The 25,700-nt window shown below is 43.4% G+C and carries 24 protein-coding genes; 16 read left to right on the top strand and 8 right to left on the bottom strand.

Going from position 1 to position 25,700, the window contains the following annotated elements; all coding sequences use genetic code 11:
• The first annotated feature begins 156 nt into the window (after window positions 1-156).
• Window positions 157-1,008 carry an N-acetylmuramoyl-L-alanine amidase family protein gene (locus ACYVD3_RS18550; protein ID WP_460643972.1) on the top strand — a complete coding sequence of 284 codons (852 nt, stop codon included), beginning with the start codon at window positions 157-159 and terminating at the stop codon, window positions 1,006-1,008.
• Window positions 1,009-1,224: 216 nt separating this feature from the next.
• On the opposite strand, the gene ACYVD3_RS18545 is transcribed toward ACYVD3_RS18550, so the two are convergent.
• Both ACYVD3_RS18545 and ACYVD3_RS18540 read right to left on the bottom strand, forming a co-directional pair.
• Entirely contained in the window at window positions 1,225-1,791 is a 567-nt protein-coding gene (locus ACYVD3_RS18545; protein WP_460643971.1) for a thymidine kinase, read from the bottom strand.
• Window positions 1,792-1,856: 65 nt separating this feature from the next.
• Entirely contained in the window at window positions 1,857-2,639 is a 783-nt protein-coding gene (locus tag ACYVD3_RS18540) for a MurR/RpiR family transcriptional regulator (RefSeq protein ID WP_460643970.1), read from the bottom strand.
• Window positions 2,640-2,825: 186 nt separating this feature from the next.
• Between ACYVD3_RS18540 and ACYVD3_RS18535 the strand changes: the two genes are divergently transcribed.
• From ACYVD3_RS18535 to ACYVD3_RS18520, 4 genes are all read left to right on the top strand, one after another.
• Window positions 2,826-4,439, top strand: coding sequence for a PTS transporter subunit EIIC (locus tag ACYVD3_RS18535; protein ID WP_460643969.1), 1,614 nt, complete (start codon window positions 2,826-2,828; stop codon window positions 4,437-4,439).
• 5 nt (window positions 4,440-4,444) lie between these two features.
• Window positions 4,445-5,770: a family 4 glycosyl hydrolase gene (locus ACYVD3_RS18530; protein WP_460643968.1), complete on the top strand. Its 1,326-nt coding sequence runs from the start codon at window positions 4,445-4,447 to the stop codon at window positions 5,768-5,770.
• Between the two features lie 17 nt (window positions 5,771-5,787).
• A complete protein-coding gene (locus tag ACYVD3_RS18525) occupies window positions 5,788-6,516 on the top strand; it encodes a ChbG/HpnK family deacetylase (protein ID WP_460643967.1) in 729 nt (242 codons plus the stop codon).
• A gap of 738 nt (window positions 6,517-7,254) precedes the next feature.
• The gene (locus ACYVD3_RS18520; protein ID WP_460643966.1) at window positions 7,255-7,470 is read left to right on the top strand and encodes a hypothetical protein; all 216 of its coding nucleotides are present in this window, start codon (window positions 7,255-7,257) and stop codon (window positions 7,468-7,470) included.
• Window positions 7,471-7,624: 154 nt separating this feature from the next.
• Here the strand turns inward: ACYVD3_RS18520 and ACYVD3_RS18515 are convergent, their stop codons facing one another.
• Window positions 7,625-8,017, bottom strand: a complete 393-nt coding sequence (locus ACYVD3_RS18515) for a cupin domain-containing protein (RefSeq protein WP_460644176.1) — start codon at window positions 8,015-8,017, stop codon at window positions 7,625-7,627.
• Window positions 8,018-8,317: 300 nt separating this feature from the next.
• On the opposite strand from ACYVD3_RS18515, the gene ACYVD3_RS18510 reads away from it, so the two are divergent.
• Window positions 8,318-8,590 (top strand): GNAT family N-acetyltransferase, encoded by a 273-nt coding sequence (locus tag ACYVD3_RS18510; RefSeq protein ID WP_460643965.1) that lies wholly within the window; start codon window positions 8,318-8,320, stop codon window positions 8,588-8,590.
• A gap of 157 nt (window positions 8,591-8,747) precedes the next feature.
• Here ACYVD3_RS18510 and ACYVD3_RS18505 read toward each other — a convergent pair whose 3' ends face one another.
• From ACYVD3_RS18505 to ACYVD3_RS18495, 3 genes are all read right to left on the bottom strand, one after another.
• Window positions 8,748-9,203, bottom strand: coding sequence for a GNAT family N-acetyltransferase (locus ACYVD3_RS18505; protein ID WP_460643964.1), 456 nt, complete (start codon window positions 9,201-9,203; stop codon window positions 8,748-8,750).
• A gap of 81 nt (window positions 9,204-9,284) precedes the next feature.
• On the bottom strand, window positions 9,285-9,560 hold the full coding sequence (locus ACYVD3_RS18500) for a DUF1905 domain-containing protein (protein ID WP_460643963.1): 276 nt from the start codon (window positions 9,558-9,560) through the stop codon (window positions 9,285-9,287).
• Between the two features lie 299 nt (window positions 9,561-9,859).
• Window positions 9,860-10,408: a GNAT family N-acetyltransferase gene (locus ACYVD3_RS18495; protein ID WP_460643962.1), complete on the bottom strand. Its 549-nt coding sequence runs from the start codon at window positions 10,406-10,408 to the stop codon at window positions 9,860-9,862.
• 212 nt (window positions 10,409-10,620) lie between these two features.
• Here ACYVD3_RS18495 and ACYVD3_RS18490 point away from each other — a divergent pair, with 212 nt between their 5' ends.
• The 7 genes from ACYVD3_RS18490 (at window position 10,621) to ACYVD3_RS18460 (ending at window position 18,553) form a co-directional block, all read left to right on the top strand.
• Window positions 10,621-12,654 (top strand): BglG family transcription antiterminator, encoded by a 2,034-nt coding sequence (locus ACYVD3_RS18490; RefSeq protein WP_460643961.1) that lies wholly within the window; start codon window positions 10,621-10,623, stop codon window positions 12,652-12,654.
• Window positions 12,651-12,926: a PTS sugar transporter subunit IIB gene (locus ACYVD3_RS18485; RefSeq protein ID WP_460643960.1), complete on the top strand. Its 276-nt coding sequence runs from the start codon at window positions 12,651-12,653 to the stop codon at window positions 12,924-12,926. Before ACYVD3_RS18490 ends, ACYVD3_RS18485 begins: the two co-directional genes overlap by 4 nt.
• Before the next feature lie 36 nt (window positions 12,927-12,962).
• Complete coding sequence (locus ACYVD3_RS18480; RefSeq protein WP_460643959.1) at window positions 12,963-14,243, top strand: PTS ascorbate transporter subunit IIC; 1,281 nt, start codon at window positions 12,963-12,965, stop codon at window positions 14,241-14,243.
• Window positions 14,243-14,941: a tryptophan synthase subunit alpha gene (trpA, locus tag ACYVD3_RS18475; RefSeq protein WP_460643958.1), complete on the top strand. Its 699-nt coding sequence runs from the start codon at window positions 14,243-14,245 to the stop codon at window positions 14,939-14,941. Before ACYVD3_RS18480 ends, trpA begins: the two co-directional genes overlap by 1 nt.
• A 310-nt stretch (window positions 14,942-15,251) precedes the next feature.
• On the top strand, window positions 15,252-15,815 hold the full coding sequence (locus ACYVD3_RS18470) for a TetR/AcrR family transcriptional regulator (protein ID WP_460643957.1): 564 nt from the start codon (window positions 15,252-15,254) through the stop codon (window positions 15,813-15,815).
• A 113-nt stretch (window positions 15,816-15,928) separates the two neighbouring features.
• The gene (gene lon, locus ACYVD3_RS18465; protein WP_460643956.1) at window positions 15,929-18,349 is read left to right on the top strand and encodes an endopeptidase La; all 2,421 of its coding nucleotides are present in this window, start codon (window positions 15,929-15,931) and stop codon (window positions 18,347-18,349) included.
• Window positions 18,350-18,355: 6 nt separating this feature from the next.
• The gene (locus ACYVD3_RS18460; protein ID WP_460644175.1) at window positions 18,356-18,553 is read left to right on the top strand and encodes a DUF1858 domain-containing protein; all 198 of its coding nucleotides are present in this window, start codon (window positions 18,356-18,358) and stop codon (window positions 18,551-18,553) included.
• A 76-nt stretch (window positions 18,554-18,629) separates the two neighbouring features.
• Here the strand turns inward: ACYVD3_RS18460 and ACYVD3_RS18455 are convergent, their stop codons facing one another.
• Window positions 18,630-19,019: a DUF6483 family protein gene (locus ACYVD3_RS18455; protein ID WP_460643955.1), complete on the bottom strand. Its 390-nt coding sequence runs from the start codon at window positions 19,017-19,019 to the stop codon at window positions 18,630-18,632.
• A 313-nt stretch (window positions 19,020-19,332) separates the two neighbouring features.
• On the opposite strand from ACYVD3_RS18455, the gene ACYVD3_RS18450 reads away from it, so the two are divergent.
• The 3 genes from ACYVD3_RS18450 to ACYVD3_RS18440 all read left to right on the top strand — a co-directional run bounded on the left by ACYVD3_RS18450 (window position 19,333) and on the right by ACYVD3_RS18440 (window position 23,183).
• Window positions 19,333-20,457 carry a CdaR family transcriptional regulator gene (locus tag ACYVD3_RS18450; protein WP_460643954.1) on the top strand — a complete coding sequence of 375 codons (1,125 nt, stop codon included), beginning with the start codon at window positions 19,333-19,335 and terminating at the stop codon, window positions 20,455-20,457.
• 130 nt (window positions 20,458-20,587) lie between these two features.
• Window positions 20,588-21,979: a GntP family permease gene (locus tag ACYVD3_RS18445; RefSeq protein ID WP_460643953.1), complete on the top strand. Its 1,392-nt coding sequence runs from the start codon at window positions 20,588-20,590 to the stop codon at window positions 21,977-21,979.
• Between the two features lie 46 nt (window positions 21,980-22,025).
• On the top strand, window positions 22,026-23,183 hold the full coding sequence (locus ACYVD3_RS18440) for a glycerate kinase family protein (RefSeq protein ID WP_460643952.1): 1,158 nt from the start codon (window positions 22,026-22,028) through the stop codon (window positions 23,181-23,183).
• 51 nt (window positions 23,184-23,234) lie between these two features.
• On the opposite strand, the gene ACYVD3_RS18435 is transcribed toward ACYVD3_RS18440, so the two are convergent.
• Window positions 23,235-25,436, bottom strand: coding sequence for a methyl-accepting chemotaxis protein (locus ACYVD3_RS18435; RefSeq protein ID WP_460643951.1), 2,202 nt, complete (start codon window positions 25,434-25,436; stop codon window positions 23,235-23,237).
• Window positions 25,437-25,700: the final 264 nt, after the last annotated feature.

The following is a 25,700-nucleotide window of genomic DNA, read 5'->3' as shown; positions in this document are numbered from 1 at the left end:
TCTAACTATCAATATTAAGTTTTCAATGTTCGCCAGTACGTCAAATCCTAAATCAATCAAATCCTAATTTTCATTAAGTAAATTGTAAACATATTGTAATGCCAAAATTTGGATTCTGCTGTTATACTTATTTTATTAAAAGCAGGAGGACAAATCATGAACAAATTTTTTAAACTATTGTTAACCACTCTTAGCTGCCTGGCAATCGTCCTATCAGGGAGTACTGTTATATCCCAAGCAGAGGAACCATCTCCGCTGCCCAGTTCCATACGCATTTACGGAACAGTGACCTGGGTTTCCCAAAACGGACTCCGAATGATACGGAAAGATGCTGCCGGTGCAGACCAGGAAATCATCCTGAACCTTTCCTCTGAGTCAAAGATTTTAAATTCCGTCAGCGGAGATCCTGTAGCAGCAGAACAGATACAGGAAGGGGAATTTATCTATGCTGACATTAGTCCGGTTATGACCCTTAGCCTGCCGCCCATGTCAAATGCCATTACAGTGCTTTGTAAAATCCCGGCGGATTACCAGGTTCCGGAATACATTACTGTAGCGTCTATGAATGTAAACTCAGACGGGAATACCGGCATCCTCACCTCTGATACAGGAAAGCAATACAGTATAACTGATCAAAGCAAACTGTTTCCATATTTAACCCGTAACATTGTTACGGTCCATGATCTGTCAAAAGGACGCAATTGCCTGGTTTGGTCGAAGGATAATACTGTTTCAAAGATCATGGTATTCCCAAATTCCGGCAAACCGGATATGCAAACCGGTTGGATAAAAAAAGACAGTTCATGGTATTTTTATGATGTCAATGGCTTGTTATATACGGGATGGCTAAATCATAACGGTGACTGGTATTACCTGGATCCTGAAACTGGTATTATGAGAACAGGTTTTCTCACACTGGAGGGAAATACATACTATCTTCAAAAAGATGGCCGTATGTTAACATCTGCCAAGACATTTATTCCCGATGAAAACGGCGTACTAAGATAGCTGACGATTTCTGCTGCGGGGTTTCTGCATCGGAAAGACGAACCTGCATCTTATTGGCACATTTGATTTATAATATCTTTAAATGAAAAGCGGCAGAAGAGCCTTGGCAGGGAATTCTGCCGCTTGTTTATTATCCAAAATCGAACTTGTGTTCTTTTACGGCTGTTTTTTTGCCGGGGTCTGTACCCCGGCTCATAATAAGCATTCCGTATAAATTTATTGTCTGATTTTGCCATCCTTATAGTGTTTACGGCACAATGAAATATATTTATCATTTGCACCCATTGACACTTGCTGCCCTTTCCTGACTATATTTCCATTTTCATCAATTCTTGCATTCATATTAGCACTGTTACCGCACCAGCAAACTGTTTTTAGTTCCTCAATTTCATCTGCTAATTCCATCAAACGTTTTGAGCCTGGAAAAAGGTGAGAGGTAAAGTCAATCCTAAGACCATAGCAAAAAACCGGAATGTGGTATTCATCAACAATATTGGAAAGCTGATCAATATCATCTTCAGAAAGAAATTGCACCTCGTCTACAATTACCGCATCTAATTCTTTGATTAACTTATCGTCATAATTTTTGAATTCAGACCACAAAATACAATCTGCTTCCAGTCCGATTCTTGACTTGATCTTCGTTTTTCCATCCCTGGTTTCTATATCAGGTTTTACAAGCAAAACGTTTTTTCCTTTTTCAATATAATTATATCTGGTCATTAGTGCGTTTGCCGTCTTAGAACTCCCCATTGCGCCATATCTAAAAAACAATTTAGCCATTTATTTCCCCCTTACTCTGTATCATTAATGAATATCGTATTCCTGCTCTGACGACCGGCAACTTCTTACATGTCCTCTAAATCAATTTCATCCTCTAACTGCTGTTCCAAACGAAAAAGCTTCATATATTCTTCAAAAATCAGTTCTGTAACCAGGTAAAAACCAATCCTTGATGTAATATCGGCATCCCTGTAGCTCAGTTTCCTAAAATAGGCATACAGACTTACCACACTGCTGCCGGAAATCGGGTTCTGACTCATTCCTGTAAGCGTCACCATGGGAACTCCTCTGGTCTGGGCAATGTAAGAGAGCTTACATATGATATCGGTACTTCCGGAATAACTGATGAAAAAAGCGATCTGTCCCGGTACCAGGTTATTGGCATACAGGATGCAGTTATCACGGTCATCAGGAACAATAATGATCTTATTTAAATGCTCAAGCTTCTTTGCCAGATCCAAAGCCACGATCCTGGAAAGGCCCAGTGCAAAAAAAATCACCTGGCGGCTGTCATAGATCAATCTTGCCGTTTTCTCAATGTTCTGCCGTGAATTGATGGCCAGTGTCTGCTTTAAGCTGTCCATAACAGACGTCTGTTGTTCAGCGGCATCTATTCCATACTGCTTCCGGTCATGTATAATCTGATATTTCAGCTCACTGAACCCGTGATAGCCCAGTTTTTTACAAAGCCTCACAATAGAATTCGGTGACAGGTATAACTCTTCAGCCACCTTGGCGATTTTTAAATCCTGTAATACACCGTAATGTTCCAATAAATAATTGACAATTCTTTCTTCTGTAGGATTCAGTTTTATTCCCCTGTTTGACAACTGGTCAAAAAAATTCATCTTTCATCCTCCGGAGCCCTTTTCTCTTGATGTGAAATAATACACATTATGTGTTTTATTATACTTTTCGTATATAAATAATAATATACTTCCAAACACTTGTAAATCAAAATTAATCCTATATGATAAAGCTATAATTTCATGCCGGTATTGAAATCATTATATTAAGGAGACGGAGGGTCTTAAATGAAAGAGTTTTGGCAAAAATTCGGGAAATCGCTGCTTCTGCCCATTTCCACCATTGCAGTCGCCGGTATATTCAGCGGACTTGCAGCAGCAATGCAGAACAGCGCAATTGTAGGGGAAACATTTGTAAATCTTGTATACGTCCAGAATTTTATTGGTTTTATCCGTAGGCTGGCCGGACTGGTATTCGGAAACCTGCCTTTGTTTTTCTGTATCTCTATTGCTATGGGAATGGCAAAGGATGAAAAGCCGACCGCGGCATTTTCCGCTGTCCTGGGCTTCCTTGTATTTCATTACACGTTAAATTACATTCTGGGACTGAAGGGCATCACCGTTGAAAGCACCAGCATCAGCACGCTCATGGAACAGGGATTGTCCCAGGTGGACGCAACCATTGTAAATGCCAAGTATGAGACCATGCTGGGATATTTCACACTCCGCATGAATGTATTCGGGGGTATTCTGGTAGGACTTCTTGTAACCGCTTTACATAACCGGTTCTACACCATCACGCTTCCAAGCGCCGTTAATTTCTTTGGCGGAAAACGCTTTGTCCCACTGATTACCATTATCACCATTCCATTTGCAGGAATCGCATCTTACTTCATCTGGCCGTTCTTCAACACCTTCATCGGACTGATCGGAAGCTGGATCAACTCCATTGGAGTATTCGGGCCATTTGTATACGGTGCCGCCAACAGGCTTTTGATCCCTACCGGCCTTCATCATATTCTAAACCAGGTGGTACGCTTTACACCGGTAGGCGGAACAACAACCATAGATGGGCAGACCGTCATGGGCGCGTTAAATATTTTCAATACTGCCATTGCATCAAACAGCCAGGTTCCCAATGAAGTATTCCAGATGGGCGCCCGCTATGTGGGCCAGGGGCACTCCCTGGTCGTCATCTTCGGCCTTCCGGCTGCAGCCTTCGCCATGTACCGGTGTGCTGATGATCAAAACAAAAAAAGAGTCAAGGCGCTGCTGTCTGCAAGCGTTACCGCCTCAATCCTGACAGGTGTTACGGAGCCGCTGGAATTTTCCTTTATGTTTATCTCACCGGTGCTCTTCTTATTCCATGTAATCATGACAGGAATCGGCTACATGACGGCCGCTTTGCTTCAGTGCAGCGTTGGGGGCGTACAGGCAGGACTGATTGACTTTACGATTTTCGGTATTTTCCGGGGAGCACAGAGCAGATGGTACCTTGTGGTACTGATTGGAATGGGTATGGCGGTTATCTACTACTACGGATTTACCTACCTGATCCGAAAATTCAATATTTCCACTCCCGGAAGAAATGAAGGGGCTGATACAGAAGACGAAAAAACGGCACTTGTGAATTCCGGAAGTGGAACAAAGATGGCGGAACAGATCCTGGAATATTTAGGCGGCAGAGAAAACATCAGTGAAATCAATAACTGCTTTACCAGACTTCGCGTTACCATCAAGGATAAGTCACTGGTCCAGGAGCAAAATTTAAAATCAACCGGCGCTTCAGGCATTGTCTGCCCTTCTGCCAATCAAATACAGGTTATCTACGGTTTGAAGGTTGAAAGCATTGCAAGGGATGTGAAAGCATTATATCATGCTCAGCATACAGGAAAGGATTAAAAAAGATGAAACATAAGTTAAAAATCACAATCGTGGGAGGCGGTTCCACCTGGACACCTGGCATATTGAATGCATTTATCCGCCACATGGACACACTCCCGGTCACAGAACTGGTCCTTTATGATATTGATGCGGAACGCCAGACCCCTATCGGAGAATATGCGCAGTTGCTGTTTCGCCTGCACGCTCCCAAAGTAAAAGTCATTTATACAACAAACAAAGACACTGCCTATGACTCCGTGGATTTTGTTATGGTTCAGATCCGTACAGGCGGATATCACATGCGGGAAAAGGATGAAAAGATCCCCATGGAATATGGAGTGCTGGGTCAGGAAACCTGCGGCCCCGGTGGATTTGCCTATGGGATTCGTTCCTTAAAAGACATGATAGAAATTGTAAAGGATGTGCGTAAACACAGTCAAAATGCCTGGATCTTAAATTACACCAATCCAGCCGCTATCGTAGCCTACGGTCTCCAGTGTGAGTTCCCTGATGACAAAAGGATTCTCAATATCTGTGACCAGCCGATCAACCTGATTCATTCTTTCTCCAAGCTGCTTGATGTGCCCGCCGAATCCCTGGAACCCACCTATTTCGGGCTCAATCATTTCGGATGGTTTACCCATCTTTACAATCAGGACGGCCAGGATCTGCTTCCTCAACTGAAGGAACGGATAAAAGATAAGGGGTTTCTGCCTGCCGATGCTGCCGAGCGAGACCCTTCCTGGCTGGATACTTATGCATTGGTGCAGGATATGGTTCATGATTTTGATGAATATATACCTTCCACCTACCTCCAATACTATATCTATCCCGAATACAAGGCTTCCAAGCTAAACCCGGATTATACCAGAGCGAATGAAGTCATGGATGGCCGTGAAAAACAGGTGTTTTCCCAATGCCGCCGTGCAGTCAGTCAAAACAGTCTGGATGGAATCCATGTAGTAAAAAACGAAGCTCACGGTGATATGATCCTTTCCATAGCGGAAGCCATCTACTTAAATAAAAATGCATACTATATTGTTATGGTTAAAAATGAAGGGATCATTGAGAACCTTCCGGATGATGCAGTTGTGGAAGTGACCTGCCTGCTGGGCAGCCGCGGGCCGAAGCCATTCCACACCGGACCTGTCTCTGTTTTTTATAAAGCGTTACTGGAAAACCAGTACGCCTATGAACGCCTGACCTGCGAAGCCTATTTTGAAGGCAGCTACACAAAGGCACTGCAGGCACTGACGTTAAACCGCACTGTTACAGATGCCAAGAAAGCGAGAAAGATTCTGGACCGCCTGATTGAAGAAAACAAAGGCTACTGGCCCAGGCTGGCCTGACAGAAAGGACCGTATTTATGTGTAAAATGATTATAAATGCAGATGACTTCGGCTATTGCCGGGCTGTTAATTACGGGATCATGGATGCTCATCTCCATGGAGTGCTCACCTCCACAACACTTTTAACCAATACTCCAGGCTTCCGGCACGCTGCCTCCCTGGCTGAAAAATGCCCCCTTCTGGGAGTCGGCCTGCATTTAAACATCGCCCTTGGGCAGCCTCTTACCAAAGGAACCACCCTGACCGGAGAAGACGGAGCTTTTATTAAGCCGGGAAGTCTATCTTCTTTTCATATTTATCTGCCGGAAGATATTCAGACAGAGCTGGAGGCTCAATACCAGATGTTTGTAGAGGTAATGGGGAAAAAGCCGACCCATCTGGACTCCCACTTATTCACAACAGACAGCAACCCTGTTATGGCTGCCGCGGCCAGGACACTCGCTGAAAAATACCGGCTGCCGCTGAGAAATCACGACATATCGGGCTTTCCCCACGTGGATTTTATACAATTCCGCACGTACCACGGGGAACCGGGGCTGTCTTATGTATACGATCATATGGACGATATCTCTTCCAGGCCATATGTGGAACTGATGAGCCATCCCGCATATGTGGATTCTTATCTGCTCCAATCCTCTTCATACAATCTGCAGCGCCTTGCAGAACTGGATTTCCTTGTTAGCAGCAAAACAAAAGATATGCTGGAGAAATATTCGGTGGAATTGATCAATTACAGCCAGTTGTGATCATGTGACATTTTAGCAGGGACTATAGGTCCGGTGCCACCAGATATTTAAGGGAAACGGGAAAAATCTTTGAAGGTTTGCATAAGGAAAACCAGACTTGCTGTCTTCCAGGAGAGGAGATCTTAAAGTTTGTGTAAATCTCCAAGCTGATGTAAAATAATGAACCGATCCCCAAATGTTAGACCTAAAAATCTAACAATTGGAGGTCGGTTCATAAAATTGATCAGTTTGGAGGTTTATTTTATGTCCGAAGCTCCGGGAACTCATTTCTTCAGGGTATTTAGTTATTTAGTTTATGAATTATTTCTGCAACATTATTTTTCTCATTATTCAAATTACTTCTGTGTTTGGTAAATAAATATTTTACATATCTAAATCATCGATTGCCATATCCCATATATACATTGAATTATCAGGTCCGGAAACTTGCAGGGAATGTAACAGGCATAGCATTTGGACAATACTCCTTTATGTCACACGTTATTTTGCCTAATTTGCTTACAGTTTTTTCAAACGTTCTAAATCCTTTTTCTAATTTCTTTGTTTGACACAAGTAAGTCCCCACCTACCATTTATGCTTTTCCGGCATTGAAGTGGGGGACTTGCTTGATGAGGTTAAATCACTGCATTTTCTAAGTGCTTCAACTGGAAAATACAGACTGATATCGAACATATGTTTGATTTTTGTTTCTGAATATGTTATACTACATTTGAAAAGATATATAAGGAGTGATTACGATGGAAAAACAAACAAAAAAAGATGAGTGTTTCGTTTTTATTGAATCTGGATTAAATGCATTAGAAAAAATAGGCTGGTATGGTGAAACAAAATTTGTATGTCCTATATGTGGATACAATAATGCCAATGCCAGAAGGATTAAAACACCTGATAGAATTCGTAATAAATCGACTTGGTTATATTGTGAAGAATGCGGAATGCTTGTTCATGGATAAAGTATCAGAGGTAAAGACATAAATGTCTGCCTCTTAGAATTAAAAAGTAAATATCGGTTTTCTTGATTAAATTATTGCACAAACAAACTACTAACTTAATTTTGGAGTTAGTAGCTTTACTGTTCCTATTTCATTTGTTTGATTGGAATTAACCTTATTTTTTAGGATTCGGGTCTGGAAACCATGAAGTATTTAAATCAGTGCCGCTAAAAATCCGCCTTGATCCATTGGACTTTTGCATATACATATCCTCATCAGGATAATAGCAGGTATCCTCACTTTCCTTGGTTCCTACATCCAAAATGGTTAGGATCTCGTCACTGGAATTATAGAATGTGTGGGCGATTTTTTGCCCAGCCGGTTTTGCTATGAAATCCCCCTGTCTGATGATTTTTTCCTCATCGTTTAAGCGTAAAGTTCCCGTTCCTGAAAGGATCATAAAAAATTCTTCCTGCTGTGAATGACTATGATATTTTGTGCTGTATGTTTTTGGTGGGACATAATCAATGTTTACATAAATTTTTTTGCTTCCTGCGGCTTCTCCCAACGACTTTGTAATCAGACCGACAGTGTCTTTCCAAATATATTGTCCAGGTAATTTATCTGTGTTATTGATATCCAATTAGATTCTCCCTTCACACGTTCAAGTTATCTTTATGAATAGAATACTACGTATCCGACCAACTATCAATATGAAGTTTCCAGCAGCAGCAATATATTAAACCCTGATTTCCACTATGGTCTGTAATTTTATGGCCCCCTGGGCAAAACAATCTTTTAATCACTCCTTGATGTCACATATTGCAGGTGATATAATCTCTTTATTATGAAAAAGGAGGTAACACTCATGAATTTTACTTACAAACCAGATCAGATCGCAATTTATCATTCTGATGACAATCTGCTTGCTGAGGTCACCTTTCCGGCAGTTGACCAGAATACCGTCAATATCAACCATACTTATGTAGATGATTCCCTTAGAGGCCAGGGGGTGGCAGGACAACTGATGGAAGCTGCCGCAAAACAATTACGTTCCCAAGGTAAAAAAGCCGTTCTGACATGCTCCTATGCAATAAAATGGTTTGAAAAACACCCTGAATATAATGATTTAGTAAAGTAGCACCTTCTGTGATTGTTTCGTATACTCAAGTTTTAATTATCTTGCCTGAATTAAAATTTACGAAAATGTGATAGAAGATATATGCAATATAAAGTTTCTGATTTTTAAGTGAATTTCAAAGTTTTTCGTATAAAAACTTCATGGAAAAGATTGAAATTCACTTCTTTAATAAAAAGTGCGCCACTTGAACCTTTCCATCCATTTCTAGGCGGTCTATTATAAAACCGCATTTTTCCGTATAAAATTTTATATTTTCCGCTTTATCTGCAGGGGTTACCAGCGTTAATTCTTTCCAATTATTATAAAGGTCCAGCATATAATGAAATGTCTGTGTACCAATTCCCCTGCCCTGGTATTCAGGTATTACACATAGGCAGCCCAGATAATATATTCCATTTCCTCTGTCATCAACTGAAATCGCCCCAATGGGAGCGTCTTCATAAAAAATAATCAGTTTCAGAAATTTTTCAATGGATGCCGCCATTTCTTCTTTTGTTTTGCCGTAAGCAGGGCACTCGCCATATTTCACATAATCCCCATGGAATGCTTTGTTATAAATATTTACTAATAAATCTGCATCTTTCTTTTCGGCTTTTACGTATCTTAATTTCACAATCCTCCTCCAATCTGTAAAAGTAGTTCCTGATTATTATTAAATTGGAGTTTAATGGATTACCCCTTGTAATTTGACTTTTTAATTTTTCTCCCGCTCCTGCAAAGTTACATGAACCATATCACCCGGCTGTTTCGCAATTTTCGCCCGGATATCTTTGCGCAATCCAATAATATGGCATGGTGTACCCATTCGCACCACCTGTCCGTCATACGGCTCGCCGTCAAACGTAGCGTGAACAAGTACACGCCCCTTGCTGAATTCCTCCCTTACGTCAAATGGGATTTCCACATATGCGCCGTCTATGTCAGGAACCTTGTGAATCATTGCATCAAATTCATATATTTCAGGATTCATATAAAACCTCCATCGTCGGTAAAATCCGATTTTCTTTATTTAATAATACAAGAAATTCTTCTAAACTATCAATATTAAGTTTTCAAAGTACGTCAAATACTAATTTGGCAGATTTACAGTGCAGCAGAAAAGCGTACTGCGAAAAATGCGCATGATCCTATTCAGAGAAATGTTCTAATTGTTCTTTTGAATAAGCTAGTTGTCCAGTGATAGGGCTGCATTTTTTCCAATGGTACAAATTTTAATTCGTTAGTAGTAGTAGTTACTCCACCAAAATATTAGTGTTCCAACCTGTCAACCTATAATTTACAAATCATCATAAGTAAATCCCGAGATGTACCATCCTTTAATTTATCCCCATTTTCAATGGTCCCGCATACCTTAAATCCATTTTGTTCATAAACATGGACCGCTCTTTTATTATCAGCAACGACCTCAAGTTCCACCTGTTCGTAGCCCAACTTTTTTGCATGATCAAGGCAGCATTTTGTCAGCATATCACCGATTCCCATATTCCAGTAATCTTTTGACACGCAAATCCCATATCCGGCCCTGTGTCTTGTTTTTATATTTTCCCTGATACAGGAGATCGTCCCATTAGCTACCAGCTTATTATCTACAAAGGCTGAAATATCAAAGCCTTTTTCATTTTCCAGCAGCTTGCAAATATAAGCGTTTTCTTCCTCAATGGTTCTGTTGATTTCTTCAGGATATCTTCCTAAATAATCCGTTTCCCTGGCGCATCTCACCAGATTTTCAAGCAATGCATTGGAGTCGGATATCTCAGAACTTCTTAAAACAACTTTTTTGCCATTTTTAGATACATACGTAATTTCCTCTATTCTCATAGCCGCCCTCCATGATATCCATAAATTATTTTGATGTTAAAATAAATTTCTTATTGTAATATCATATTAGCAAAAAAACTATTAGCGGGCAATATGAAGTTTCCAATGTACAGTAAACCGCCATATCCTCATCCATTCAAAAAAAGTGAAGCAAATTGGATTTGCAGGCGGTTTCATTGGAATGCTATACTCAACACATAAAGGAGGAAACCATGGATAACCGACTTCCTGAAATTTTCCGTCTTGTCTGCCAGAGCAAACAGGAGTTTACTGTCCCGGAGCTGGCACAACAGTTTTCTGTAAGCACCAGGACGATTTACAGCGATATTAAAAAATTAAATGAATTGCTGGAGGCTTCCGGCTATAGTGAAATCAATGCAGATAAGGGGAAGATGTTTTATAAGTCCCCTCTGGTGATTGAATTTGAGAGCCTGATCCATTCCACTTCGGACTATGTTTTATGGAATCCCAGAATCCGGCGTTTGCGGATCATTGAGTCCATCCTTTTATCGGGAGATCAGTTTACGGTAGATGACTTACTAAAAGAGCTTGATATTTCAAGAAATACCCTTATCGGTGATTTAAAAGAAGTTAAGGAAATGCTCAGCTTTCATTCCATCGCAGTAGAGGCCACGCCCTTTAAGGGGTATGGGATTTCAGGAAAGGAACGGAACATCAGGAATCTTTTGATCCTTTCCATCAGTGAAGATCTCCTGTTTTTTGAAGATAGGACGGGCAAAAGAAATTTGCAGATTCTGTATTCTTGTGAAAATTTTCTCGACGATGTAGCCAGGCAGCTTAATATAGAGCTGAGCGATGTATCCTTTAACCGTATGCTGATTGCCTTTTATGTCACTTATGCAAGGATTTCCATAGGAAAAGCCTTTACCCAGGGCTCCAAGGATATTTTGACAAGAGAAGAAAAGGCTTTTGTAGAGCGCCACAGGGAGATCGAGGCAATCTTTGGCCGGGAGGTATCCCTTGATGACTGCTTTTATCTGGCCAATAAGCTGGCAGAAGCTTCTGTGGTCAAATCCGAGGAGCAATTGTCTGAAAAATGGCTGCCCTTTAATCTGGTAACCAATCAGTTTATTGACGCCGTTGCAAAGGAATATCCATTTGAAGCTTTTCGGACAGATTCCAAGCTTTACGAGGGACTGCTGAATCATCTGCGCCCTGCCTATAAGCGGGCCCTGGCAGGAGAGTGGGCGGAAAATCCTTTATTGAGCTATGTTCTTGAACATTTCTCCCAGCTTAACAAAGCAGTGGCAAAAGGCGTTAAGGTGCTGGAGGAAAAGCTCAAGGTGCACTTTAATGAACATGAGATATCCTATTTCACATTGTTTTTTGCTTCTGTAATAGAGAGAAATGAAAAACAGATCCGCAGGACGCCAAACGTCATCATTGTATGCAATGCTGGCATCAGCACCTCGGAGATATTAAAAAGCAGGCTCCAGGCCATTTTCCATGTGAACATCCTGGGAACGTTCAGCGTGAGAAATGCTGCGCTGTGGCTCATGGAGCATGTTCCTGACTTAATCATCTCCACGGTACCCTTTCAGTGGAAGGACACAAAGGTACTGAAGGTAAGCCCTTATTTATCGGATTATGATATAAAGGAGATACAGAGCCAGATGTCCTTTCTCACTGCCAGGATCCATTTGGCTGAGGTGATGAACATTATCGGCAAATACGTGGAGATCGAAAATCATAAGCTGGAACCTTTAAAAAATGAATTGAGTGTATATTTAGGAATTACAGAAAATTTGGAACAAAAGAAAGGAATTTATCAACCGATGTTAAAAGAAATTCTGACCGCAGATTTAATCAAAGCAAAATTTGAGGCAGCAAGCCGGGATGAAGCCGTAAAGGAAAGCGGCAGGCTCCTTGTGGATAAGGGGTTGGCTGATGAGGCCTATATCCAGGCAATGCTTAAAAATGTTGAAGTAAACGGGACCTATATCGTGATTTCACCGGGAATCGCCATGCCCCATGCCAGACCGGAGGAAGGCGCCCTGGATATCGGCCTCAGCGTTGTGACATTAAAAGAACCTGTTGTATTCGGACATCCGAAAAACGACCCGGTTAAGATCGTGGTAGGCCTTTGTGCCATTGACCACCAATCTCATTTAAAAGCCCTTACCGAGCTTGCGGACATTTTAATGGATGCAAAAAAGGTAGAAGAAATAACAAATGCAGATTCTGCAGAGCAAATATTACAAATTATAAAGGGGGATTCATTATGATAAAAATTGTTACAGTGTGCGGTGCAGGTGTGGGAAGCTCCATGATGCTTCGTTTATTTACCCAACAGATCCTTGAAGCTGAAAAGATTGACGCAACGGTGGATGCTTCGGATATCGGTTCTGTAAGCCCGGATTTTTATGATATTCTGATCACCACCTCAGATTTTGCCGATGTTTTAAGAGATTCCAAGGCTCACATAATCCGCATCGACAATATGATGGATAAGCAGTATTTAAAAGAGCAGCTTCTTGAAGCCATAAACAAGAGATAATGATAAGGCTGAGGGCAGCCTTAGAAGGGAGAAAAAATGGGAGTAGTAATGTATTTGATTAATAATGTTTTCAGCCAGGCTGTTTTTATTATTGGAATTGTTGTGATCGTCGGTATGGCGGCCCAGAAGAAAACCTGGGATCAGATCCTTCCCAGCGTGATCAAGACCATGATCGGCTTTACCATGATCAACGTAGGAGGGCAGACCCTTGGTATGTCTCTGCTGCCTTTGCAGGGAATGATTTCCAGGATATTCCAAATGCCGGCTGTTTCCGTGGATATCGGAGCAGCCCAAAGCGAAAGCCTTTCCGGGATCGGTACGGAAATGGCATTGATCTTTGCACTGGGCTTTCTTGTAAACCTTTTGCTTGCAAGGTTTACGCGCTTTAAATATGTACATTTGTCAGCTCACGTATCCTTCTTTTATGCCGGTTTAATTGCGGCGCTGTTAAAATTCGGAACAAACCTGGCTTTTGTGCCGTTGGTGATCACCGGTTCCGTTTTATTAGGTCTTTATATGACCTTTTCCTGCGCCTATGTGGCGGTATTTATGAAGGAGGTAAAGGGAGGAGAGGGCTTTACCCTTGCCCATTCCAGTTCCATTGGAATCCTGGTTTCCTCTCTCCTTGCAAAGACCTTTGGAAATAAGGAAAATGACCTTGAAAACTTAAATGTTCCCAAGAAGCTTAATTTCTTAAGGGAGATGACCATTTCCCTTACCATTGTTATGACGGTTCTCTTTTTAATCTTAAGCCTTATTTCCGGCCCGGCCTGGGTGCGTGAAAATATAACAGGCGGACAGGATATCGTTGTATTCAGCTTTTTAAGAGGATTGTCCTTTGGTATGTGGATCACAGTTATTATAACAGGAGTGAGAATGATGCTTTCCGAGATCATTTCCGCATTCCACGGATTTGCCAACAAGATCATACCTAATTCAATACCTGGACTGGATATTCCTTTGCTTTTCCCTAATTATCCTAATTCTGTGATCGTGGGCTTTCTGACCAGCCTGATCGCCGGGCTGATGGGTATGATGATCCTGGGACTTGTCAATTATCCGGTCGTAGTATTTCCGGCCCTGATCCCTACCTTTTTCACCGGAGCAGTTACAGCTATTTTCGGAAATGCCCACGGCGGACGCAGGGGTGCCATCATCGGCTCTTTTGTAAATGGCTTGATCCTTATTTTCGGACAGGCCCTGCTGCTTCCCATGATTGGGACCTATGCGCCGATTATGCGTATTTTAAGCGAAACGGATTATTCCTTCTACGGTCCCATCTTAGGATGGATCCTTAAGCTGTTCGGAGGCGTCTGATGAAGAATCTGGTGTTTTATCTTACGCTGCATTATCCGGATAAGGAAACCTTTTTTCAGATCCTGGAGTTATTGGATAAGGAAAAGGCGGGTTATGTTGAAATCGGTATCCCTGTTTCCGATCCTTATATAGATGGAGGGGTGATCCGGCAGACCCACAAGGAGGTTTTGGAGAAAGGCTTAACAAAAAGGGAAGTGATACATACCCTGGAGGAGATCCGTAAGCGTTTTACCTTTAAAGTCGTATTAATGACTTATAAGGAAGGCGTTGAACATTTTTGCCTTTCCCATGTGCCAAAGAATCTATACGATGGTTTTCTATGTGTTGATGGGGAATATCAAGCTGGATCCTTTCCCAACCAGATCGCTGTTTTGGGACAGTCTCTTGACCGTGAGGGCATAGCAAAGGCTTTGAAGCATAATGAACTGTTTGCCTATGTTGTTTCTGGAGAAGGAAAGACAGGTTCCTTTAACAAGCTTCCTGAGGAATATGTGGAGGTTGTGAAGAAAGTGAAATCTGTTTCAAAAATACCGGCCTACGTAGGCTTTGGCATAAAATCTGCCGAGGATGTAAAGGAAGTCATGAAGAATGGTGCTGACGGCGCCATCATAGGTACTGAATTTATAAAGCAATATCAGCTTGGAGGCATGAAGGCTTTAAATGCTTATCTAAAAGAGTTAAAGAAAGTGGCTGCATAAGCTGGTTTTCCAATCTGCTTCAATGACAAGGGGAGTGTTATGATAGGAGCAGAGAATAAATAAGAGATTGAACAGGCCGCTGTTTTCCTGACCATTGATCAGGAAAACAGCGGTAATAACAGGTGCAACAAGCCGAATCGTGCCTGGCAATGCCATTTATTCCGGGGCCAAGGCTTTTCTAAAGGAAAAGCTATTATAAATTCATGTATGGGTTCAGTCAGAAGAATTTTAGAAAAAATACAGACCAGGTTTAAAAAATAGTTGACAATAAGTGAACGATCATTTATTATAAAGGCATAGAGGTGATGGCATGAGAAAAAAAGACGACGAAAAAGTGAGAAGCATAAAAGAAGCAGTAATCAAGCTGATCCTGCAGGAGGGCTTTCACGGCACTTCTGTCTCTAAAATCGCAAAGATGGCAGGGGTTTCGCCGGCAACCGTATATATCTACTTTGAGAACAAAGAAGATATGCTGCACGATATCTACCTGGAATACTCGGAAGAAATTTACGATTATTTATTAGACAGCATAAAACGGGATATGGAGGGACGGCAGCAGATCGAGGTGCTCATCCGAAGCTACTATACTTATATATTAGAGAACCAGGAAATCTTCAGCTTTGTGGAGCAGTTTTCCAATTGCCCCTCATTAGCCAACAACTGTTCCGGGAAAAAGGGCATCTGTAATATTTACAGCCTGATGTCGGAGATGAAGAGGAGCAACCTCATAAAGAATTACAGGGAAGATAATCTGCTGGCCATCATCTTTCAGCCGGTCAAGGCGATTGCTGTAGATAATCGCAAAGACGAAGCACAGAAAGAGGATTTGCTTCAGGAGATGATTCAAATCATACAGGATGCAATACTGCAATAAGTTTTTATTAGCGGGATTATTTTGTGAAATTATTTTACAAAGGAGTCTCGCAAAAAAAGATACTATATTAAATGAACATTCACTTTAGGACTACGCACAGAAAGGATAAAACTATGATAAATAATTATAATGATCACATAGGAATCATTTTCCCAATATCCAACAAAGTTTTATTGCCGGACGTCGTAACCACGGTTCGTTTGGAAGCTCTTGGCGAAGCGCAGATGACGTATCTGGAAAACCAGGAAGCTGTAAAAATAGCTTTGCCCCTGAAACAGAATTCTGGTAAAAACCCTAAGACGGAAGAGGATTTTTACCGGACAGGCGTGATTTTTGAAGTCACGGAACTGGATCAGACGGAAAAAGGAGTTATGCTTTCCGTTAAGCTGAGGGACCGGGTCGATATCAAGGAACTGCAGGCAGAAAACGGCATTCTATATGCCCAATACGAGCGCAGTCCGGATCATGAGGATTTGAATGAAAAGAGCCGGGAAGAAATGCTCGTCTACATCAAAAATATTACCAATGAAATAAGCACCAAATTTTCAGGCGGAGAACAGTACCAGAAGGTCGTCAATGAGTTTAATGATTTAAATTCCATTATGGTGTATTTATCCCAATTTCTTCAGATTCCAAATGAGGAAAGATATGAACTGCTGGAAATCCGGTCCTTAAAAGAAAGAAGTCTTCGTTTCCTGGATTATTTGCTGAAGCAAAAGGAAATGATTGAACTGCAGATGCAGATTTCTGAGAAATTCTCTGAAAAAGCCAACCGGTATTACAGGGAATCCGTGCTCAGGGAACAGTTAAAGGCCATTCAGGAAGAGCTGAATGAAGGCAAGGAGGATGAGGGGAAAAAGGAGCCGGATTATTTAAGCAAGATTGAAGAGGCAGGAATGCCGCCTGAGATAAAAGAAGCCGCTCTTGAAGAATTGAAAAAGCTGGAGGATCAGGGGCCTAATAAACTGGATTACAGCGTAATACGCAATTATCTGGATCTTCTGGTCCAGCTTCCCTGGAAGAAGGAGGAAGCAAAGGATATCAACCTTGACGAGGCGAGACGGATTCTGGATGACCAGCATTACGGACTGAAAAAGGTAAAGGAAAGGATCATCCAGCACCTGGCGGTCATGGAGTTAAACAAGGATAAAAAGGGTTCCATCCTGCTCCTTGTGGGGCCTCCGGGAACCGGTAAGACAAGCCTTGGAAAAAGCATTGCAGAGGCCCTTGGCAGAAAATATATCAGGATAAGCCTGGGAGGCATCCGGGATGAATCGGAGATCAGAGGCCACCGGAGGACCTACGTGGGCGCTATGCCTGGAAGGATCATCCAAAGCATCCGGAAGGCAGGAAAGACCAACCCGGTCATGGTGTTAGATGAAGTGGACAAGATTATGTCCGGCGGCTTTAGCGGAGACCCTGCCAGCGCGCTTTTGGAGGTCCTTGATCCGGAACAGAACAACAGTTTTACGGATCATTATATGGATCTTCCTTATGATCTGTCCGATGTATTTTTCGTGGCAACGGCCAATTCCCTGGAAAGCATCCCAGGCCCGCTGCTGGACCGTATGGAGGTCATTCACATATCCAGCTATACCCTGGATGAAAAATTCCACATTGGAAAGGATCATCTGATCCCGGCGGTCTTAAAAGAACATGGGCTAAATCCGGATCAGTTGGTGCTGGAAGATGAGGTGCTCCAGAGGATCATCAGCGACTATACCCTGGAAGCCGGAGTGCGGGGACTGAAAAAGCAGTTGTCCGGCCTGGCCAGGATCACAACGGAAAAAATCGTATCGAAAAAAGCAGAGCTGCCTTTTAATATCAAGGCAGAGGATCTGGAGGAGTACCTTGGCAGGCAGGTTTCCCGTCATGACAAGGCACAGCCCGACAATCCTCCGGGAGTTGTCACAGGTCTTGCATGGACTCCGGTGGGAGGAGAGATACTCTTCATAGAGGCGACGGATATGCCGGGAAGCGGAGCGGTCACATTGACCGGAAAGCTGGGAGATGTGATGAAGGAATCTGCTAAAATTTCCTTAAGCCTGTTAAAGTCCAGACTGCCTTTTAACGCCTTTAACTTTAAAGAAAGGGATCTTCATATCCATGTTCCCTCAGGAGCGGTTCCAAAGGATGGCCCGTCGGCCGGTATCGCATTATTCACCGCCCTGGCTTCTCTGGTTACAGGTAATAAGGTGGATTCCAGGCTTGCAATGACAGGAGAAATTACCCTGCGGGGAGCTGTACTGCCCATTGGTGGCTTAAAAGAAAAGCTGTTGGGAGCCCAAAGGGCCGGAATCACCAGGGTTTTAATTCCAAAAGATAATGTAAGTGATTTAAAGGATGTACCGGAAGAGGTGAAAAACCAGCTTACCATCCTACCTGTAGAAACCGTAGAGGATGTACTAAAAGAGTCCCTGGGGATTTTCCTTCCCAGAATCGAACATGTATTTCTCCAAAAGGGAGGGAACGGATTATTTTCAGAAGGATCAATTACACCACACAAAAATATGGAAAGAAAAGAGGTAATTTAAATGATGATGTCAGTGACAAAGGATACGTTAATCGGAGAGGTCTTACAAGCGGACCAAACCACTGCTCCCTTCTTTTTTGAAATGGGAATGCATTGCCTGGGCTGTCCGGCTTCTGCCGGGGAAAGCTTAGAAGAGGCCTGCATGGTCCACGGCGTTCCGGTGCAGGAACTTCTTGATAAGTTAAACGCCCATATGTCAAAGTAATGGTTCCATAAATGAAAAAAGGAAGGTGTCTTAAGATATGAAGATGCCTTCTTTTTTTTACTGCAGCAGCGGTCTTTTAATCAGTGCCTCTTCCAAGAAGCGCTTCCGCCATGGCTTCATAGCCGTAAATCGATGATACGTATTTTAATCCGTCAATAATTTCGCCTTTGGAAAACTCATGTTCTTCAAGAAACTTATAATTTTTTTGATTTAAATGTTCATAAAACATAAGTGCCATTTTGTAATGATCCATATCCTGGGAATCCAGCTCATCCAGCAATTTGTTTTCCGCTTCATTGATCTTTCCATCCTGGATGAGACCTAAAAGCTCCTGGTATGCGTCTGCCGTCTCCTGATCCTTAAAATTCAGTTCTTCATTTTTCCCTAAATCAATGTGAAAAATCAACTTCAGCAAAGTTGCCACCATTTCATGGATCACACGCATGATAAAATCTTCTTCCAGCATAAAATTCTCCTTTTTCAACCATAGTTAATGAAAAGCCTGAAAACGTTTTGATAAAAAATAATTTACCACAAATCATGAAAAAAGTAAAATATATATTTAGCGCCTGAAACCGTGGCAATGAAGAATGGAGTCCGCCAGAGAAAGGACAGATTTCTCTGCTATTGAAGCAAAAAGCAAAGTATGGTAAGCTGTTTCTTAAAATGATGAGAAAAGTCATGGTGCAGGAGAGATGGAAATGGAAGGGACTTCCCTTTAAGATGCCGGAATATCCGGTGATTTCGTAAGACAAAATACAAGCTCTGGGAGGCCGCAGATGATAGAAACGGAATTGGCAAAGAAATTCATTGAACAGGTCACACAATATACGGAATACAATATCAACATTATGAATGAGCAGGGGGTTATCATCGCCAGCAGGGATCCCAAACGGGTGGGATCGTTTCATGAGGTTGCCTACTATATTGTGACCGGAAGCGAGGACATTGTGGTCACCTCCAACGAAGAGGATTACCCCGGCGTAAAGCCTGGGATCAACATGGTCATAAACATTGACGGCAGGCGGGAGGGAGTGGTAGGGATCACCGGAAATCCGGGAGAGATAAAGCCTGTGGCCCTGATCACCAAAATGGCCATTGAAGCCATGCTGAAATACGAGAAGCAGCAGGAAGAACTGAGGCGAAGGAGGAGCCGGAAGGAGCATTTTACCCATCTTCTGATCCATGTGGAATATCCGGACCCGGGAGAGCTTCGGAGCGTTGCAAAGCAGCTTAATTATTCGGAAAACATCATCCGGATCCCTATTTTGTGCAAGCTGGAGGACATGAGGCCGGAGCCGTTACTGGACATGATCAAAAGCAGCCCCAGACACGGGGCGGAGGATGTCAGCATTATCCTGGACAGCAGCCATATCCTTATATTTAAAACCATGCCGGAACAGGCGCGCAAGGTATTCGCAGATTACAAATACATCATTGCGGAATATTTAAGCACCGCTTTAAAATGGCTTCGGGAGCAGGAGAAAAGGTGTAAATTTTACATCGGCTCTTTCCAGGAGAATTTCACCCAGTACTACAATGCCTACCGCCACTGCAAGTGGCTGGAGGAAAACGTGGATACTGGCTCCGCCGCCTTTTTTTACGATTATACGGGAAATTATGTCCGCTCCATTGTGCCGGTGAATGAGCTGCAATGGATGTTCAATGTTTATGAAAAAGAGCTGGGCAGTGATTTTAAAAAGTCATTTATGGAAATTGCCGGAGTTCTCATAAAGACAAATTATAATCTGGTGACCGCGTCAAAGGAGCTTTTTGTACACAAGAACACGCTTCTGTACCGTTATAATAAGATAAAGGATATCCTTAACATCAATCCCCTGGAATCTTCGGCAGACCGTTTTTTTCTGGAAGCCTTTTATACTTTTTTAAGAAAAGAACACTAGTTTTGTATCGACAGTACAAAAATCAATGGTCATATTGATACTCACGGCTGTAGAAGTCTTGGTTTAATGGTGATATGATACCCATGAAACAGCAGAAACTGTTGCAAATGTTAAAAAAGGGGGTCATTTTATGACAGGTTTACCACTGATTTTTGTTTTTGTACTGGCAATTATCCTGATGATCATTGCAATTTCCAAGTTTAAGATCCATCCGTTTATTGCCATCATGAGTATCTCTCTGCTTTTGGGGCTTATTGCAGGGATACCCCTGGTGGATAAGACCTTGGAGGACGGGACCAAAGTAAGCGGCCTTGCAAACGTAATCGGAGCCGGATTTTCCGGCACATTCTCCAGCATCGGCATCGTTATCATCCTTGGGGCGCTGATCGGTACCATATTGGAGAAAACAGGCGCAGCCCTTAAGCTGGCCGACATGGTAATCCGGCTTGTTGGAAAAAACAATCCGGTCCTTGCCATAGAGATGATGGGCTGGGTGGTATCCATTCCGGTATTTTGTGATTCCGGTTTCGTTATTTTAAATCCAATCCGGAAAGCCCTGGTGAACAGAACCGCCGCATCATCCGTAGCCATGACAGTGGGACTTTCTTCAGGACTCTACATTTCCCACGTATTTATTCCTCCTACGCCAGGTCCCATTGCAGCGGCATCTACCCTTGGCATTGGGGAAAATCTTCTTCTTGTCATGGGAATGGGCGCCTTATGTTCCATCTTTCCGTTGATTGCCGGATTTTTCTATGCAAAATACATTGGAGGAAAGGTACGGTCTGAGGATGAAGCAGATATGGGTGAGATTGCAAAAACCTATGACGAGCTTGTAGCCGAATTCGGCAGACTCCCAGGCGGTGTCAACGCCCTGGCTCCCATTATTGTTCCCATCCTTCTTATGGCTCTTTCTTCCATTGCAGCCATGGCCGGCATGGGTGGTTTTGGAGTTGATGTCATTAAATTTTTAGGAACTCCCATCATAGCTCTGGCAGTAGGAACCTTGTGCGGTATCCTTCAGTTAAAAGGAGCCGGTAAGATGGAAGAATTTTATGAGATTACCAATGATACGTTAAAGACCGTAGGTCCGATTCTGTTTGTGACGGCTGCCGGCGGCGTGCTGGGCAAGGTGATTTCTTCCACGGATATGGTGAATTATATTAAGGATCACGCTTCCGTACTCAGCACCATGGGAATTTTCTTCCCGTTCTTTTTGGCGGCGATCTTAAAGAGCGCCCAGGGTTCTTCTACCGTGGCTCTGACAACCACCGCAGGCATTGTGGCTCCTCTGCTTCCAATGCTGGGCCTGGAAAGCCCAGTCAGGGTGACTCTGGCCTGTATGGCTATCGGCGCAGGCGCTATGACAGTTTCCCATGCAAATGATTCTTATTTCTGGGTGGTAACGAACTTTGGAGCCATGACTCCGGAAAAAGGGTATAAAACCCAGACAATGGCAACGTTGATTTTAGGGATCGCAGGAATCCTGGAAATCTTTATCCTGTCTTTGATCCTGCATTAATGAAAAAAGAGAATGAATATTCACTGGCAAAAGGAGGACTTTGTATATGAAATTATTGTTTGCATCCGACTCGTTTAAGGGGACTCTATCCAGTGAACAGACCATAGAACTGCTTAAAAAGGCTGCAGCAGAAGTGTTTGGCAAGGTGGAATGCACCGGGATCCCTGTGGCAGACGGGGGAGAAGGAACCACGGACGCGGTGATTGCAGCCATTCAGGGAGAAAAGATCCCGGTCACCGTCTGCGGGCCGCTTTTAGAGCCTGTAAACGCATATTATGGAAAGCTGGATGAGAAACGGGCGGTCCTTGAGATGGCGGCGGCATCGGGGCTTCCCTTGATTCCCAGACATTTAAGGGACCCAAGGAACACCACAACCTATGGGACCGGGGAGCTGATAAAGGATGCTCTGGACCGGGGATTTACGGATATTTCCATTGCAATCGGCGGTTCCGCCACCAATGACGGCGGAATGGGATGTATGAGGGCATTAGGGGTAAAATTCCTGGATTCAGAGGGAAAAGAGCTGGAAGGAACGGGAAAGGATTTGGAGCGGGTTGCCCATATGGATATTTCCGGCCTTCATCCCCGGATTGGCCAGGTGAAGCTGACCGCTATGTGTGACGTCAATAACCCCTTATGCGGGAAAGACGGAGCCACCTATACCTTTGGAAAGCAGAAGGGCGGCTCCCCTCAGGTCCTTGATGAACTGGAGAGAGGAATGGAGAACTATCGGAATGTGATCCTGGAAGAATTTGGGATCAATCCGGATAAAATGCCTGGTTCCGGGGCGGCAGGAGGTCTGGGGGCAGCCCTCCTGGTGTTTCTCCAGGCGGAGCTAAAATCCGGAATCGAAACGGTCCTGGACTTGATCGACTTTGATTCCCGCTTAGAAGATGTGTCCCTGGTGGTGACAGGAGAGGGGCGGACAGACTGGCAGTCCTGCTTTGGAAAGGTGATGCAGGGCATTGGAATGAGGTGCAAAAGAAAAGGCATTCCAGCGGTTGCCCTGGTGGGAGCTATGGGAGAAGGAGGGGAAAAGATCTTTGACTTTGGGATCTGCTCCATGATGACAACGGTCAACGGAGTCATGGAGCTGGATAAGGCACTGGAAAATGCCGAAGACTTATATTACGGCGGAGCCCTTCGGATGTTCCGTTTTATTCAAACAGGCATGGCAATACAGGAAAAGGCTGGGGGCGTTTAACACCCCCAGCCTTTTATGGCCTTTTGACAGAAGATCAGACTCCTGAAAATATTAATACTTGCTATAAGTTTCTTCCTTAACAGGGGCCTGGTATGGGGCCGGTGACTGGCTGTTTATGGAAGGCTTTTGATCTATGAGCTGGAATCTTTCCACCAGGGATTTTAAATGGAACGCCTGGGCGGACAGCTCTTCCGATGTTGCTGCACTTTCTTCCGATGTTGCTGAGGTGGTTTGTACAACGGCGGATATCTGGTCAATGCCGGTTGTGATCTGGGTCAGGGCATCGGACTGAGCGGCAGAGGCTTCGGCAATTTCTGCCACTCTGACGGCAGAAATGTTGGATTTCTCAACGACCAGCCGCAGGGCGTCTGCTGTTTCGCCTGCGATTTTTGTTCCCTTTCCAATGGCTGAGATGGCGTTTTCAATAAGGGAGGTGGTATTTTGGGCGGCCTCTGCTGACTTGCCGGCCAGATTGCGGACTTCGTCGGCTACCACTGCAAACCCCTTTCCGGCGGAACCGGCTCTTGCGGCTTCTACTGCCGCATTCAGCGCCAGAATATTGGTCTGGAAAGCAATGTCGTCTATGGTTTTGATGATCTTGCTTATTTCGCTGGAGGTATTTGCGATCTCATTCATTGCCTGAATCATGTCCTTCATCTTCTGATCCCCTGCCAGCATGCCTTCGCAGGCTTCCATGGACAAGGTATTGGCTTCCAGGGCATTGGATGCGTTTTCCTTCACCCGTTCTGAAACTTCGGTAATGACTGCGGACAGCTCTTCAATGGAAGAGGCCTGCTCCGCGGCTCCCTGGCTGAGGGACTGGGAAGCGTCGGATACCTGGGAGGCACCGGTGGAAACCTGCCCGGAAGCCTGTTCGATCTCTGAAAGCGTATTGTTTAAGGTGAGTCGGATATTCCCCATGGCATCCAGGATGAACCGGTATGCTCCGGTGTATTTCTCCTCGTTTTCGGTGGTTACCTTGAAGTTGCCTTTGCTCATTTCTCCCAGAACATGGCTGATATCCTGTATGATAAAATCCAGGTTTCCGGCCATTTCCATAAAGGTTTTTGACAGGATCCCGATTTCGTCGTTGGACTTGATCTCCATCCGGATATCCAGATCACCTGATGCGATGCTGGTGGCAGCGGCAACTACGCCGTCAATGGGACGGAGGGTCTTTTTTAAGAAAATCATGATAACTACATTAATAAAGATCAGGGCAAGGGCTGCAAGAAGGATCATTAATGCGATGATCGCCGTCACATCCTTGGTGAGATCTTTCTTTTCCAGGCAACTGGAGGCCCACCAGGTTTGTGATCCGCAGGTGATGGGGTAATAATGTCTGGATTCTACGGTTCCGTCGGATCGTTTGGTATCAATATGGAATTCGGTCTTTGCCTGCTGTAAGGCTGTGATTTTTCCATACTCTGAAGCAGGAATCATTTCTTCTAAGTGTTTCCCGATGTTGTCGGCGGACCGGCTGTCAAAAGCGATCATATTTTCTTCCGTAAAGATATCAACATACATGGTGAGATATTTGGAATCCGAAGTTTTTATCTTGGAAAAGTTTGATACATTAATATCTGCCAGAATGACCCCGATCACCTCGTCTCCCTTTATAATGGGGAAGGTAATGGTACTCATCATAATGCCGTTGTAAGTATAAGGATCGGTAATATAGGAAGCCTTTGTTTCCTTTGCAATACGGTAATAATCCTGTGAGGAATACTCGCTGTATGCGCCAAGGGACTGAGCAGTCTTGTTCTTGGCATCCTCTTTGTCCACATAAAGGGAATAATCTTTGACGGCAGGATCAAACTTGTCAGGCTCAAAAAATGCGCCGATCCCGCAGATATCAGGATTATTGCCCACGGTGGACCAGGCGGAATTTAAGATATAGTCTTCAATTGCATAATGAACTTCCTTTAGTTCAACGTTGTATACCTTGCTCTTTCGGTCGGTGTTTTTCCAGTCACCGGCAGCTTCCCTGTCGTTATATGCACGGTTTAAGTAATCCTGCAGATTTTGGGCAGTTCCGGAAGCATCATTGATCACGGCCTGTACCATAAGGCCGTTCTGGGCGGAGATTCCGGTGAATTCCCCGTTGATTGCCTTTGAAACCGCTTTGCTTGACTGTACCGCAGAAATTGTGATCAACAATGTCAGGCTTGCCGCCAGGATGATTCCCGTAGTAATGGAAGTTTTTGCAGCAAGTTTTAAATTGTTGAACTTCAGCTTTTTCATGTTCTTCATATTGTATTATACTCCCTTTGATTAATGATGGGTAAAAATATATTCCCCCGGCGCAGAAATTGGAAAGATTTACCAGTACCTGTATAAAAAATATACTGCATGCCATGCAGTAGAACTATACGATGGTAAATGAGAAGAACCTCCTTTCTTGTTTAAAGACTGGTTTGTGTCATGTTTCTGCCCCCTGTATAACGTTTATATCTTCGACATAGAACGACAAAAGATAATAGCAAAGTCTTATTATTTTAAAAGAATGGCTGCAAT

Source organism: Lacrimispora brassicae (assembly GCF_054772055.1).
This window is presented reverse-complemented; position numbering and strand designations above follow the sequence as displayed.